The sequence below is a fragment of the Stenotrophomonas sp. UBA7606 genome, assembly GCF_002477705.1.
In the GTDB taxonomy this organism is placed as follows: Bacteria; Pseudomonadota; Gammaproteobacteria; order Xanthomonadales; family Xanthomonadaceae; genus Stenotrophomonas.
The window spans coordinates 1-13,483 of the sequence record NZ_DLJW01000129.1 but is presented as its reverse complement, the minus strand read 5'-3'; the positions used below and the strand labels follow the sequence as shown (position 1 = coordinate 13,483).

General features: G+C 65.4%; 11 protein-coding genes. 5 read left to right on the top strand and 6 right to left on the bottom strand.

Features of this window, described 5'->3' with window-relative positions:
- Window positions 1-96: 96 nt before the first annotated feature.
- Window positions 97-699 (bottom strand): hypothetical protein, encoded by a 603-nt coding sequence (locus B2527_RS17645; RefSeq protein ID WP_293716694.1) that lies wholly within the window; start codon window positions 697-699, stop codon window positions 97-99.
- A 321-nt stretch (window positions 700-1,020) separates the two neighbouring features.
- Here B2527_RS17645 and B2527_RS17640 point away from each other — a divergent pair, with 321 nt between their 5' ends.
- A complete protein-coding gene (locus tag B2527_RS17640) occupies window positions 1,021-1,938 on the top strand; it encodes an oxygenase MpaB family protein (protein ID WP_293716693.1) in 918 nt (305 codons plus the stop codon).
- A 436-nt stretch (window positions 1,939-2,374) separates the two neighbouring features.
- Here B2527_RS17640 and B2527_RS17635 read toward each other — a convergent pair whose 3' ends face one another.
- Window positions 2,375-4,477, bottom strand: a complete 2,103-nt coding sequence (locus tag B2527_RS17635; protein WP_293716692.1) for a M13 family metallopeptidase — start codon at window positions 4,475-4,477, stop codon at window positions 2,375-2,377.
- A 328-nt stretch (window positions 4,478-4,805) separates the two neighbouring features.
- Here B2527_RS17635 and B2527_RS17630 point away from each other — a divergent pair, with 328 nt between their 5' ends.
- Window positions 4,806-7,754, top strand: a complete 2,949-nt coding sequence (locus B2527_RS17630; RefSeq protein WP_293716691.1) for a bifunctional diguanylate cyclase/phosphodiesterase — start codon at window positions 4,806-4,808, stop codon at window positions 7,752-7,754.
- Here B2527_RS17630 and B2527_RS17625 read toward each other — a convergent pair.
- Window positions 7,746-8,648, bottom strand: coding sequence for a LysR family transcriptional regulator (locus B2527_RS17625; protein WP_293716690.1), 903 nt, complete (start codon window positions 8,646-8,648; stop codon window positions 7,746-7,748). The genes B2527_RS17630 and B2527_RS17625 overlap by 9 nt on opposite strands.
- A 100-nt stretch (window positions 8,649-8,748) precedes the next feature.
- On the opposite strand from B2527_RS17625, the gene B2527_RS17620 reads away from it, so the two are divergent.
- Together B2527_RS17620 and B2527_RS17615 are read left to right on the top strand one after the other, a co-directional pair.
- On the top strand, window positions 8,749-9,561 hold the full coding sequence (locus B2527_RS17620) for a DODA-type extradiol aromatic ring-opening family dioxygenase (RefSeq protein WP_293716689.1): 813 nt from the start codon (window positions 8,749-8,751) through the stop codon (window positions 9,559-9,561).
- Window positions 9,562-9,719: 158 nt separating this feature from the next.
- A complete protein-coding gene (locus B2527_RS17615) occupies window positions 9,720-11,363 on the top strand; it encodes a Na+/H+ antiporter (RefSeq protein ID WP_293716688.1) in 1,644 nt (547 codons plus the stop codon).
- Window positions 11,364-11,515: 152 nt separating this feature from the next.
- On the opposite strand, the gene B2527_RS17610 is transcribed toward B2527_RS17615, so the two are convergent.
- Window positions 11,516-11,764, bottom strand: a complete 249-nt coding sequence (locus tag B2527_RS17610; protein ID WP_293716687.1) for a DUF3297 family protein — start codon at window positions 11,762-11,764, stop codon at window positions 11,516-11,518.
- A gap of 130 nt (window positions 11,765-11,894) precedes the next feature.
- Between B2527_RS17610 and B2527_RS17605 the strand changes: the two genes are divergently transcribed.
- Window positions 11,895-12,437 (top strand): DUF6630 family protein, encoded by a 543-nt coding sequence (locus B2527_RS17605; protein ID WP_293716686.1) that lies wholly within the window; start codon window positions 11,895-11,897, stop codon window positions 12,435-12,437.
- A gap of 137 nt (window positions 12,438-12,574) precedes the next feature.
- Here the strand turns inward: B2527_RS17605 and B2527_RS17600 are convergent, their stop codons facing one another.
- On the bottom strand, window positions 12,575-12,850 hold the full coding sequence (locus tag B2527_RS17600) for a DUF4031 domain-containing protein (protein ID WP_293716685.1): 276 nt from the start codon (window positions 12,848-12,850) through the stop codon (window positions 12,575-12,577).
- A 14-nt stretch (window positions 12,851-12,864) separates the two neighbouring features.
- The gene (locus B2527_RS17595) at window positions 12,865-13,347 is read right to left on the bottom strand and encodes a hypothetical protein (protein WP_293716684.1); all 483 of its coding nucleotides are present in this window, start codon (window positions 13,345-13,347) and stop codon (window positions 12,865-12,867) included.
- Between the last annotated feature and the right edge of the window lie 136 nt (window positions 13,348-13,483).

Sequence of the window (13,483 nt, the reverse complement as noted above, 5' to 3'; positions counted from 1 at the left end):
TTTCCCTTTGCGGGAGTGGGCTCCAGCTTCGCAATGGCGCAAAAAAAGATCGCCGCGACGGAGCGCGGCGATGAGGAGCAACAAAGGGATGTGACGTCAGAACGCAGGTTGCAGACGCAGCCCATCGTCGCCAATGTGGTTCAGTTCGCCGACCAGCATCGAGTGCTGCCGCATGCGGCCCAGCTCGCGCATGATGCGGATGTCTTCGTGGCGCAGTTCGCGGTTGGCGGTGACCGCCTGCTTGTAGTCCAGTACTTCCGGATAGTGCTTGGCCATCTCCAGCGCTTCGGCCACTTCGTCCACGCTGTCAGCGTCGGAGCTGATGCGCGCGCGGCTGTTGAACGCCTTCATCCAACGCTCGAAACCGGCGGTGCGGTCGAACATGTTGGCCATGAACCAGATCACGAACAGGATCGAGACCCAGGAGCCGACCACGATCACTACCCGGGTAAAGGTGATATGGAAATCATCACGCCACAGGTAGTTGGTGATCAGCCCAAGGATCAGCAGCGATGAGGCCTGCCAAAGCACGATCGAGGCAATCAGCCATTGGCACTTGGCCTTGGCCAACAGGCTTACTTCTTCACGTATCTGCTGGTCGCTCAGCTTTTTCCAGTGGTCAACCTGCTTTTCAAACGGGCTGTGGTACAGCTCGTTGTCTTCCAGCAACAACCCTAAACCTTTGAACAACGCGATCATGTTGAGCTCCTTGCAGTAACTTTCTGGAACGAGCGACGGATGCAGCGTGGAACGGTCAGGCGACTCAAGTTCTAGCACTTTCACCGTGCTTGGCAATGGGGGAGTTGCGAAGAAGTGCCGTGCACCGGGTTGACGGGTACGCTTTAGGTACCGCGGTTTTGCGCCGCAGCATCATGCAGGTTGCGGAAGTTGAGGGGGCTGCAGCAAAAACATGTTGCGGGTGCACAAATCCGCCCAGGGTACCGTTGGATGAACGCCAGCGGAGTCAGGCAGGGGCCTGACAGGGCTCAGTTGCGCAGCACTGCCGCTAGGATAGGCGCCATGTCGTCCCTGTTCAGACCTGTTTCCTCTGCCGCCACCGCCCAGATCCGCCGCTGGGTGCTGGATGCCTTTCCACGCGACCAGAGCGGCGTCGCCTATGACGCGCCCTTGGGCGATCCGGGATGGTTCGGCCCGGACAGCGTTACCTGGCGTATTCATTCGGAGTTCCCGGGCATGCTTGCCGGCGGCCTGTGTGCATTGATGCTGCAGTTGCTGCATCCGCGTGCGCTGGCCGGCGTCTACGACCATTCCAATTTCCGTGAGGACCTGGTCGGCCGCTTGCGCCGCACCACCAGTTTCGTGGCCGGTACCAGCTATGCGCCGGCGGCGGAGGTGGACAAGCTGGTAGCTCGGGTACGGCGCATCCACGCCCAGGTGGTGGGCACGTTGCCGGATGGGCGTACCTATGCCGCCGATGATCCGCAGTTGCTTACCTGGGTGCATGTCACCGAGGCCTACGGTTTCCTGGAGGGCTGCCGGCGCTATTGCCGTGAGGTGCCGGTAGCCATTGCCGATCGTTACTACGCTGAGTATCGGCGCGTGGCCGAAGCGCTGGGTGCGCGCGATGTGCCTGCCAGTGAGGCGCAGGTGCAGGCCTATTTCCAGGATCAGCAATCGCAGCTGTGCATGGATGCGCGCTCACGCGAGGTACTGGAGGTGCTCAGCGAGGTCCGCCTGCCGGTGCCCCTGCCGGGGGTGTCGCGGGATGTGTTCCTGGCCGCAGGTGCCGCCTTGCTGCCGGACTGGGCGGTGCAGTTGTTGGGACGCAGCCGTGGCCAGCAGTTGCAGTCGGTGGTGGCCGCGCGCGTGCTGCGCAGTGTTGCGCCCTTGTTCCGGATTGCCTTGAACGATGGCATTTCGACGCGGGCCTGCAAACGGGTAGGGCAGGACCCGGCGCTGCTGGCGCATTGGCCCTGACCTGCGGTAGTGCCGAGCCATGCTCGGCAGGGGCGTTACCAGCCAGCGCCAAAAGCACCCCTCCCCAACCCTCCCCTTGACCTGCGGCCAAAGGGAGGGAGCGTTGTAGTGCCGAGCCATGCTCGGCAGGGGCGTTACCAGCGAACGCCAACAGCACCCCTCCCCAGCCCGCCCGGCCCGAAGGCATGGCCTTCGGTCGTTCATCAGGCGCACGCCGGTGGCGTGCAAGCAGGCCTTCTTCACCCCCCTTGGCTCCGCCAAAGGGAGGGAGCGTTGTAGTGCCGAGCCATGCTCGGCAGGGGCCTTACCAGCCAGCGCCAAAAGCGACCCCTCCCCAACCCTCCCCTTGGCCTGCGGCCAAAGGGAGGGGGCATAGCTCCCCCAAAAAGAAACAGGCGCCAACGGCGCCTGTTTCCCAAACCCGAACCCGGCCCTGTTACCAGACCTTGACCCGCTTGTCCGGTGTCAGGTACAGCTTCTGCCCGTCCTTGACCTCGAACGCCGGGTACCAGGCGTCGATGTTGCGCACCGTCAAGGCGCGGAACTGGCCCGGCGCATGCACATTGGTCAGCAGCGAATTGCGCAGCGCCTGCTCACGCGCCTTGCTGCGCCAGGCCTGGGCAAAGCCGAGGAAGAAGCGCTGGTCCGGGGTGAAGCCTTCCAGCGTCTGCTCCTGCTTGCCCTGCAAGGATAGCCGGTAGGCATCGTAGGCGGTGCCGAGGCCGGCCACGTCGGCGATGTTCTCGCCCAGGGTCAGGCGGCCGTTGACGTGTACGCCGGGGAACGGCTCATAGCTGTCGAACTGCATCGCCAGCGCATCACCGGCGGCGTTGAACTGCTTCAGGTCATTCGGCGTCCACCAGTTGTGCAGCTTGCCGGTCTCGTCGAACAGCGCACCGGCATTGTCGAAGCCGTGGCTGATTTCGTGGCCGATCACCGCACCGATGGCGCCGTAGTTGATCGCATCATCAGCCGCACCGTCGAAGAACGGCGGCTGCAGGATGGCCGCCGGGAAGACCAGGCGGTTCTCAAGCGGCACGTTCATCGCATTGATGGTCTGCGGCAGCATCGCCCATTCGCTGTGGTCCACCGGCTTGCCGAGCTTGGCGATATTGCGCTGGTACTCGAACAGCGACGCGCGCTGGGCATTGCCCAATGCATCGTCGCGCTTCACTTCCAGCGCGCTGTAGTCACGCCAGGTGCTGGGGTAACCCATGTCCACCTTGAGCCCGGCAACCTTGGCCTTGGCGCGGGCCTTGGTCTCAGGCGACATCCATTCCAGCGCATCGATGCGCTTGGCGAAGGCCGCGATGATGTTCCTGGCCATCTCGTCGGCGCGCGCCTTGGTGTTGGCGTCGAAGTGGCGTTCAACATAGATCTTGCCAACCGCTTCGCCAACCGCGGTGTTGGTATCGGCGACAGCGCGCTTCCAGCGCTCGCTCTGCTGCGGGGTGCCGCTCATCGTGGTGCCGTGGAAGGCAAAGCTGGCATCGGCGAAGGCCTTGGGCAGGTAGGCGGCGGCCTCATCCAGGGCGTGGAAGCGCATATAGTCCTTCCATACCTCCAGCGGCTCGCTGGCGACCAGCTTGGACAGGCCGGCGACGGCCTTGGGCTGCCAGACGATGAAATCCTGCTGCGCCCCCAGGTTGGCGCCATCGAGGAAGGCGTTCCAGTCCATACCTGGTGCCTTGCCTGCCAGGTCCGCCTGCTTCCAGGCGTTGGCACCCTTCTGCACGTCGTTGGTCTCTTCCTGGGTGGCGTGGGCGCGGGCGATCTTTGTCTCCAGGGCGACGATGCGTGTGGCCTTGGCGGCGGCATCCTTGTCACCGGACAGTTCCAGCAGCTTGGCCACATAGGTCTGGTAGGCGGTGCGCAGCTCGGCCATGCGGCCGTCCTGCAGGTAGAAGTCGCGGTCCGGCATGCCCAGGCCACCCTGCACCAGGTAGGGCGCATTGCGGTCTGGCTGCAGCAGGTCCACCGACACCCAGACGCCGAACAGGTGCGGGGTGTAGAAGTTGGTGGCGTTCAACAGATCCACGTCGGCGCGCAGGGTGGTGCCCAGGGTGCGCGCCAGTGCCTGCTTGTCGGCGATGCCGGCAATGGCCCGCAGCTGCGGCTGCACTGGTGCCACGCCGCGGGCCTCGATGCCCGCTTCATCCATGAACGCCGCGTAATAGTCACCAATCCGGCGGACGTCGACGGCATCGGACGTGCCGGCTTCCTCCATGATCGCGCGGGTGTCGGCCAGGGTCTTCTCGGCGATGACGTTGAAGCTGCCATAGCTGGAGCGGTCAGCCGGGATTTCGGTGCGCTGTACCCAACCACCGTTGGCAAAGTCGAAGAAGTTGTCACCGGCAGCGACGTTGCGGTCCATGCCACTGGCATCGAAGCCAAAGCTGCCCAGCTGCGCCTTGGCAGCGGCCTGGGCGGGCGTTTCGGGTGCGTTGGCGGCAGTGGGCGCCGTGCCGTCCTTGTCGCAGCCGCTCAGTGCGACGGCGGCGCCGATTGCGAGCATCAGCAGGGAACGTTGCAAAGCCATGGCAATTTCCAGGTAAAGAGTCAGGCTGCCAAGTCTAGACCCGTGCCAACGCCGTGGCAGATACCGATTCTGGCACTTGCTCTGCGTGTCTGCTTGTGCCGGTGCCATTTTTTTTATCACGAACTCTTCACGGCAGAGGCCATTGTGCTGCATGCTTGCACGCAACCCGCTGCAGGTGACGTCTGGGGAGGCGTTGGCAGCGCGGGGGTGCCACGTTTGCGTGATGTCGTCGTCGGTCCCCAGCCGGCGACACCCTTGTTGCCGAAGTAGTAGCTGGATCAACAACCGTGAACACTGAACGTCGCCCACTGCTGCTCCGGAAGTTCCGGTGACCCGGACGCCTGCCCATCCGGTGCGGGTGATCGCCGTTGCCGGCGTGCTGGTGGCGGTGCTGCTGGCGGTGGCGCTGGCGTCGATGCTGTGGAACGACCGCAACACCCGCCTGCAGGCGGCGCAGCGGCAGAGCATTGCGATCGCCAGTGGTAGCGACCGCTTGTTGCGGGCGCAGCTGATCACCATGGAACGCGCCCTGCGCGGTACCGCCAACGACGGCCGCGAGCTGTTCGCGCGGGTGCCGGAACAGGCCCCGGCATTGTTCGATGCCAGCATCCGCGGTGTGCTTGAGCGCAACCACGACCTGGTATCGATCACCCTGGTCGATGGCCGCGGGCGGCCACTGTTGTCCGGACGCGGCGACCCGACCCTGCCGGAATGGGTCACCACCCAGAACCGGGTGCTCAGCGGTGAGCTGTATGTCGGTGCGCTGGAAGAACTGCCCGGCGGGCACTGGACGGTGCGCACGGCCCTGCCGGTGCAGCCGGACCAGTGGTTGCTGGCACGGGTAAGGCTGGGCACGTTCCAGGAAGTAGTCAGCGGCCTGGACCTGGGCCGCGACGGCGTGGCTTCAATCGGCAACCGCTATGGGCAATTGCTGGCACACAGCCGCGACCCGGGTCGCCTGGTGGGCAGGACCTTGCCCACGCCGATGGTGATGGTGCCGCCCTCCACCGAGGTGATTCCGGGGGGCGTGGTGACCAGCCCGTCCGATGGACAGCTGCGCATTGCCGCGATCAGTGTGCCGCCGGATTACCCCCTGATCCTGTATACCGCGCTGTCCTACCAGGAAGTGATGGCGCGCTGGTATGTATTTCTTTACGCGGCGATCGGCATCTACCTGATCTATCTGCTGGGCCTGGCCTTCCTGTTGTACGCGGTGGACCGCAGCGCCAGGCATCAGGCGCGGTTGGCCGAGGAACTGCGCGCGGGCAATGCGGAACTGGCATTGGCGTACGAGGTTGGCAAGGTGGGGACGTGGTCGGTGCAGGGGCTGCCGCCGCGGCTGGTCTGGTCGGAGCTGACCCGGCAGATGCTTGGCCTGAAGGGCAACAGTGCCTCGCCGGAGCAGCTGTTGGCGTTGGTGCATGAAGACGACCGCGCCTCGCTGAAGGACAAGCTGGAGTCGGCGCAGGCCGGCCATGGGGCGCTGAACGCCGTTTATCGCCTGAAGTTGCCCGATGGCTCGTGGCGCTGGCTGTCCGCGCGCGGTGAGCTGGTGGGTACCGAGGGCTCGGCGCGTCGCCTGGCGGGCGTGGTGGTGGACGTCAGCGAGCGCGTGCAGATGGAGGAACGTGCACTGGAGGCGCAGCGCCAGTTCCGCCTGGTATTTGACCGCAACCCGGCGCCGTTCTGGATCTTCGACCTGGTCACCCTGCGCTTCATCGAGGTCAACCAGGCGGCGGTGGCGCAGTACGGTTACAGCCGTGATGAGTTCCTGGCAATGTCGATACTGGACATCCGCCCACCGGAAGAATGGACGGAAGTGCGGCAGAGCGTGGCGCGCGCGCTGCGCGGTGAGCAGGAGGGGATCAACATCAGTACCCATCTGCGCAAGGACGGTACCGCCTTCCAGGTGCAGAGCCACTTCGCCAATCTTGAGTTTGCCGGCCGCAACGCCAGCCTGGTGCTGGCCGAGGACGTCAGCCAGCGCCTGCGCTATGAAAGCGAGCTGGCCTACCGGGCCAGCCATCATGCCGGTACCGGCCTGTTGACCGTGCGCGCCCTGGCCGAAAAGCTGGACGCCGGTGACAACGGCTACACGATCGCGCATGTGCAACTGCGCGGCCTGCAGATGATCACCGACACCCTCGGTCGCGAGGCCGGCGAGGACGTGCTGCGCGCGGTGGCGGTGCGGCTGGGCGGTCTTGCGGCCCGCTACGGCATGCTGGCGCACCAGCCGGCCGAGGATTTCGTGCTGGCCATCCAGGGCAGTGCCGACGTGCAGTTGGTACTGGATACCTTGCTGGCGGCAGTGGCCGAGCCGGTGCGTGGCCGCGACACCCTGCACCAGTTGGAAGCGCGGGTGGGCGTGGCCAGTTGCCCGACCGATGGCGAGTTGGCCGAGCAGGTACTGGGCCGCGCCGCGCAGGCCGCCCATGCCGCCCGCGAGAGCGGGGCGACCCTGCTTCGGTTCGAACCGGGCATGGCTGCGCATTACACCGAGCGGTTGCAGTTGGCCGGCCGCATCCACATGGCGATCGACCATGGCGAGTTCGAACTGCACTTCCAGCCGATCCGGCATGCCGCCGATGGCAGCCCGGCCGCGCTGGAGGCACTGCTGCGCTGGCCGCAGGCCGACGGCAGCTACATCGCGCCGACCGATTTCATCCAGTTGTGCGAAGACACCGGCCTGATCATCTCGCTGGGGCGCTGGGTGATCCATGCCGCGGCACGGGCACAGCGGCAGCTGGTAAGTGCAGGCTGGGGACAATTGCCGATCGCGGTCAATGTCTCGGCGGTGCAGTTGTTCAACAGCGACCTGGTGGGTGACTTCAGCCGTGCGATGCAGGAGTTCAGCCTGCAACCGGGAGCCCTGCAGATGGAGCTGACCGAAAGCGTGCTGATGCGCAACCCGACCCAGGCACTGCAGACCCTGGGGTACCTGCATGCCAATGGCATCGGCGTGGCACTGGATGATTTCGGTACCGGGTTCTCCAGCATGTCCTACCTGCAGCACCTGCCCCTGGATTCGCTGAAGATCGACAGGGTGTTCGTCAAGGACGTGGAAACCAACCCGCGCAACGCCGCCATCTGCCGCGCCCTGTTGTCGCTGGGCCACAGCATGGGTCTTTCGGTGATTGCCGAGGGCGTGGAGACTGATGGCCAGCACCGTTGGCTGGCCGCACACGGCTGCGACCAGGTGCAGGGTTACCTGCTGGGGCGGCCGATGCCGTTGCAGGATATCCTCACCGTACTGGACCGCAGCCGCCGCTCAGAGTGAGCCTTCGTTGCCGTTGTCCAGGTGCTGCGCCAGATAGTCGATGAAGCTGCGCACCTTCGGCGCCAGATGGCTGCGGCTGGTATACACCGCGTGGATGCCGATGGGGGCGGCTTCCCAGCCCGGCAGCACCGGCACCAGGCGGCCGTCGGCCAATGCCTGGTCGACGATGAAATCCGGCTGGCTGATGATGCCCATGCCGGCAATGGCGGCCTCCCGCAGCACTTCGCCGTTGTTGGCCCGCATGCGTGGCTGAAGCGCCACGCTTGTTTCGCCTTGCGGCCCCTGCAGGCTCCAGGTTTCGCCGCCGGCCAGGTAGGTATAGGACAGGCAATCGTGCTCGGCCAGTGCCTCGGGGCCTGCCGGCTGGCCGCGGCGGGCCAGATAGGCCGGTGCCGCGCACAGCAGGATGCGGGCCTCGGCCAGGCGCCGTGCGATCAGGCTGGGGGCCGGTTGGCGGGTGATGCGGATGGCCAGGTCGAAGCCTTCCTCGACCATGTCCACCAGACGATCGGAAAGCTGCAGGTCCAGTTCCACCTGCGGGTACAGCGCGCTGTAACCGGGCAGCAGCTGCGCCAGCCGGGCAATGCCATAACTGACCGGTGCATTGATCCGCAGGCGTCCGGAAGGCTGCAGTGCCTGCGCGCCCACCGAGGCCTCCATGGCATCGAACTCGGCCAGCAACTGCACGCAGCGCTGGTAATACATGGCACCGATGCTGGTCGGGCTGACCCGCCGCGTGGTGCGGTTCAGCAGGCGCGCCGAGAGCCGCTTTTCCAGCGCGGCGATCTGCCGGGTCACCGCGGCGGTGGACAGGTCCAGGGCGTCGGCTGCGGCGCTGAAGCCGTTGCGCTCGACCACCGCGACGAACACCCGCATGGCATCGATGGTGTCCATTGTTTCCGTTTCCGCAATAAAACGTTGACGCCGAGATTATTTGTTGTCCACACCCCGCGCAATAAGCTGTGCACCGTCTTCTTTCCACTGGGAGCCTGCCATGAGCACGCCGCTGCCGTCCCTGTACATCTCGCATGGTTCGCCGATGACGGCGTTGCAGCCGGGCCAGGTGGGTCCGCGTCTGGCCGAACTGGCCGCCGGCCTGCAACGTCCGCGCGCCATCGTGATGGCGTCGGCACATTGGCTGGGGCGGGCGCCGATGGTGTCCGCGTCCCCACAACCGCAGACGATCCACGATTTCGGCGGCTTTCCCGAGGAGCTGTACCAGTTGCAGTACCCTGCGCCGGGTGCTCCGGTACTGGCCCAGGAAGTGGCCTCGCGGCTGGCCAGGGCCGGCCTGCGGCCGGTGATCGACCCCGATCGTGGCCTCGATCACGGCGCGTGGGTGCCACTGCGTTATCTGTACCCGCAGGCTGATATCCCGGTGCTGCAGGTCTCTGTCCAACCGATGCTGGGGCCACGGCACCAGTTCGAGATCGGCCGTGCACTGGCGCCGCTGCGCGAGCAGGGCGTGCTGTTGATCGGCTCGGGCAGCATCACCCACAACCTGCACGACTGGCATAACTACGCGCAGGGCAAGGAGGCGCCGTATGTACGTCCGTTCATCGAATGGATGGAGCAGAAACTGCGTGACGATGACCTGCCGGCGCTGTTCGACTACCGCCAGCAGGCACCGTTCGCCGCGCAGGCCCATCCCACCGATGAACACCTGCTGCCGCTGTACTTCGCCATGGGCGCGGCCGGCTCTGGTGACATGGGAGCACAGCGCATCGATGCCGGCATCGACATGGGCTTCCTGGCCATGGATATCTACCGTTTCGACGGCGATCAGGCAGTGAAGGCTGCGGCCTGAGTGGCGGCCGGCCCGCAGCAGCAGGGGTGAGGTGATGAATGCGCGTTGGGCTTGAGGCCTGCGCGCATTCATTCAACATCCGCAGCGTACGCACGCTGTGCTAGTTTTTCCGGGTCTGTGGCGCGGTGCTGATGCCCGCGCCGATTTCTGGAACACACATGCATACGATCGAAGTCGTCCTGGCGATGCTGGTAGCCGTTGTCGCCAGTGGCTATCTGGTCCGGATCCTGCCGTTTTCACTGCCACTGCCGCTGGTACAGATTGGCCTGGGCGCGTTGATATCCGGTGTTTTCAAGCGTGGCCACGCGCTGGAACCGGACATGTTCTTCCTGCTGTTCCTGCCGCCGCTGCTGTTCCTGGATGGCTGGCGCATTCCCAAGCAGGGCCTGTTCCGTGACAAGGGCGCCATCCTTGAGTTGGCCTTCGGCCTGGTGGTGTTCACCGTGGTCGGTGCCGGCCTGCTGATCCATTGGTTGATTCCGGCCATGCCACTGGCGGTGGCCTTTGCGCTGGCGGCGATCATTTCGCCAACCGACCCGGTGGCGGTCAGTGCGATTGCCTCGCGCGCGCCCATTCCCAAGCGGCTGATGCACATCCTGGAAGGCGAGTCGCTGTTGAACGACGCCTCCGGCCTGGTCTGTTTCCGCTTTGCGGTGGCGGCAGTGATGACCGGCACGTTCTCGCTCGCGCAGGCCTCGCTGACCTTCCTGTGGGTGGCCTTTGCCGGCTTGGCGATCGGCGTGGCGGTCACCTGGGGCGTGTCCACCTTCCAGCGGTGGCTATGGCGCGGCTTCGGTGAGGAGCCGGGTGCGGCGTTGCTGGTCAACCTGCTGATCCCCTTCGCCGCCTACCTGCTGGCCGAAGAACTGCAGGCCTCGGGCATCCTGGCGGCGGTGGCGGCCGGCATCACCATGAGCTACGTGGAACTGACCGGCCGCATCAGCGGCAGCATGCGCGTGCAGCGCAACGCGGTCTGGAACATGGTGCAGTTCACCTTCAACGGCATCATGTTCGTGCTGCTGGGCGAGCAGTTGCCGGGCATCGTCGAGCGCGCGGTGGAGACCATGAACGTCACCGGTCACCACAGCCCATGGTGGCTGCTGGTGTACGTGTTGGCCATCAACGGCATGCTGATCGCGTTGCGGTTGGCGTTCGTGTGGTTGTCGCTGCGCTGGAACCTGCTCAAGGCCCGCATGCGTGGCGAGCAGGAGACGGTGACATCGTGGCGGGTGGTGCTGGCGATGTCGGTGGCCGGCGTGCGCGGTGCCATCACCCTGGCCGGCGTGCTGACCTTGCCGTTGATGATTCCCGGTGGTGAGCCGTTCCCTGCGCGCGACCTGGTGATCTTCCTGGCGGCGGCGGTGATCCTGGTCTCGTTGATCGCCGCCAGCCTGTTGCTGCCACGCCTGCTCAAGGGGCTGGAGCTGCCCAAGGACGACAGCAGCCGGCGCGAGGAGGATCTGGCCCGCAAGGCTTCGTCAAAGGCGGCGCTGGCAGCGGTGGAAAAGGCGCGCCAGCAGTTGGTGGAAGGGCAGTCCACCGGCGCGGTGCAGTTGCTCAACGACGCGGCGGCGCGGGTCAGCCTGCTTTACCAGCGCAACCTGGACAAGGGGCAGAGTCCGGACGAAGACCCGGAAAAAGTGCGGCGCATGGAGCAGGCCTATCGCAGCCTGCGTACCGCCGGCTTGAATGCCGAGCGTGAGGAATTGTTCCGGCTGACCCGGCGCGGCCAGGTATCCGATGAGATCGCCCGCAAGCTGATCCGCAACCTGGATCTGCTGGAAAGCCGGCAGCGGGATTGAGCGGCTGTTGCGGGCTTTGCTCGCAGAGCCTGCCCTCACCCCAACCCCTCTCCCGTAAACGGGAGAGGGGCTCGGATCGTGACGGCTGCCAGTGCACTAGCTCCTCTCCCGCCTGCGGGAGAGGGGTTGGGGTGAGGGCAGGCCGTCAGCCCTTAAGCGTTCTTCAACTCAAGAAAATACGGCTCCACCGCGCCCTTGATCTTCAGGGTCATCGGGTTGCCACGGCGGTCGCGGGCCTTGCCAGCCTGCACGCGGATCCAGCCTTCGCTGACCGAGTATTCCTCGACGTCATCGCGCTCGATGCCGTTGAAGCGCACGCCGACACCGCGCTGCAGTGCTTCGGCATTGTGGAACGGGCTCTGCGGGTTGACCGCCAGATGATCGGGAGGGGTATCGCTCATATCAGTGTTTCACTGAAGGCCACCGTGGCCCTCTTCGGGGCGCAAGGATAACCGCTGTGACGGCCTGAGGCTTTCGCTGTCACGCCGCGGGCGGCAGAATGCGCGCCAAACCTGTAGTGGAAACCGCCCCATGCCCGACAACAGCGCCGATTACGAAGATTCCGACGAACTGCAACCGGACTTCGACGAAGACGACCATCCCGCGCGGGTCTGGAACCTGCTGTGGCTGATCAACCCCGGCGACGAGGACGCGGCGCTGCAGCAGTTCGATGCTTGGCGTGAAGCCCGCGCCGGCGCCGAGGAGGACGGCAGCGACGAGCAGTGGCTGTGGGACCTGAAGGACGCCATCGACTGGCGTTCAGGCTTCTACGTGGACTGGAAGGACACCGACTCCTTCGTCGCCGCACTCGAGGAGATGGCCGCGCGCTGGAACCTGCGCATCGATTGGGGCGGCGATCTGGATGATGAGGACTTCGCCGACGATCTGGATGTGCCGGCGCTGATGAGCACCGCCTACGACCGCCTGCGCGAGCACGGCTACTCGGTGTGGAACTGGAACACCGGTGGCGATGCCTATGCCGGCTGGATCGCGCTCAGCCGCGATGACGAGGCCATGCTGGCGCTCTGTTCCCTGCTGGGGGTGGAAGTGCGCCCGGGCAGCGACCCGTTCTAAGCCGGCAGCAACGGTAGAGCCGAGCCATGCTCGGCTGGGGGGGTACCGATAAACCAATATGTAGTGCCGAGCCATGCTCGGCAGGGTTCTACCGGTAACGCTTCTGCCGAGCATGGCTCGGCACTACGGTGCATTCATCAGGGCTGGTACAACGCTCGCGCATTGGCGATCACGCGGCGTACCAGGGCGCGATCGCTGTGCCGCGATATCGGCTGCGCGCCCAGTGCGATGGCCTGCTCGCGCAGCGGTGCGGGCACGTCGTAATGCACGCCGCTGGGGCGGTTCTGGAACGCCCTGCGGGGGATGCCGAGCTGCTGCGCCAGCGCATGCAGCTCGGGCAAGGTGTCGGCCATCAGATGCGCCCAGCGCTCGCCGCGCCAGGGGTGTACGGCATCGTCGATATAGACCGTCACGGCAGGCCTGTGGCTCAGGCCTTGGGCTGGTCGTTGCTGTCGGCGGCGCCGGCCTCGGGCACTTCCTCGGCGATGGCGACGGGCTCCTCGGCGGCGTCAACGGCTTCTTCGCCTTCCACACCCTCGAACTCGGCCACCAGGCCTGCCAGGTAATCGTCGGCGGTCTTGCCTTCGTCGGCGGCCAGGTCGTCGATCATCTGCTGCAGGGCGGCGGAGTATTCCAAGGTGACCTTGCGGCCTTCCTTCTCCTGCACGTTGGCCAGGTGCTTGAGCATGGCCAGCATCGGCACCGGGTTGTCGGCATTGCCCATGGTCTGGCCACCGATGGCCAGCAGCCATTCGTTGCGCTGCAGGCCGATGGCGGCAACCACCTGGCCTTCTTCGTTGACCAGCACGGCGTGGTTCTGCACCTGCTGCTGGGCATTCAGGCGAGCGAACGGACGGCGCGGGGCCTGCTTCTTGCGCTTGTCGCGCTTGGCTTTGGAGAGCTTGGACATGAGTTCTGGCTGATGGAAAAACGGTACCTATTGTAGGCACCTGGCGGATTTGGCGTTTACCCCCTCCCTTTCGCGTAGCGAAGGGGGAGGGTTGGGGAGGGGTGCTGTTGGCTGGGAAAGCCCCCTGCCGAGCATG

Bases quoted from the DNA above. Each gene is read 5' to 3' on its own strand.
- B2527_RS17645 (WP_293716694.1), bottom strand. From the start codon at position 699: ATGATCGCGTTGTTCAAAGGTTTAGGGTTGTTGCTGGAAGACAACGAG.
- B2527_RS17640 (WP_293716693.1), top strand. From the start codon at position 1,021: ATGTCGTCCCTGTTCAGACCTGTTTCCTCTGCCGCCACCGCCCAGATC.
- B2527_RS17635 (WP_293716692.1), bottom strand. From the start codon at position 4,477: ATGGCTTTGCAACGTTCCCTGCTGATGCTCGCAATCGGCGCCGCCGTC.
- B2527_RS17625 (WP_293716690.1), bottom strand. From the start codon at position 8,648: ATGGACACCATCGATGCCATGCGGGTGTTCGTCGCGGTGGTCGAGCGC.
- B2527_RS17620 (WP_293716689.1), top strand. From the start codon at position 8,749: ATGAGCACGCCGCTGCCGTCCCTGTACATCTCGCATGGTTCGCCGATG.
- B2527_RS17615 (WP_293716688.1), top strand. From the start codon at position 9,720: ATGCATACGATCGAAGTCGTCCTGGCGATGCTGGTAGCCGTTGTCGCC.
- B2527_RS17610 (WP_293716687.1), bottom strand. From the start codon at position 11,764: ATGAGCGATACCCCTCCCGATCATCTGGCGGTCAACCCGCAGAGCCCG.
- B2527_RS17605 (WP_293716686.1), top strand. From the start codon at position 11,895: ATGCCCGACAACAGCGCCGATTACGAAGATTCCGACGAACTGCAACCG.
- B2527_RS17595 (WP_293716684.1), bottom strand. From the start codon at position 13,347: ATGTCCAAGCTCTCCAAAGCCAAGCGCGACAAGCGCAAGAAGCAGGCC.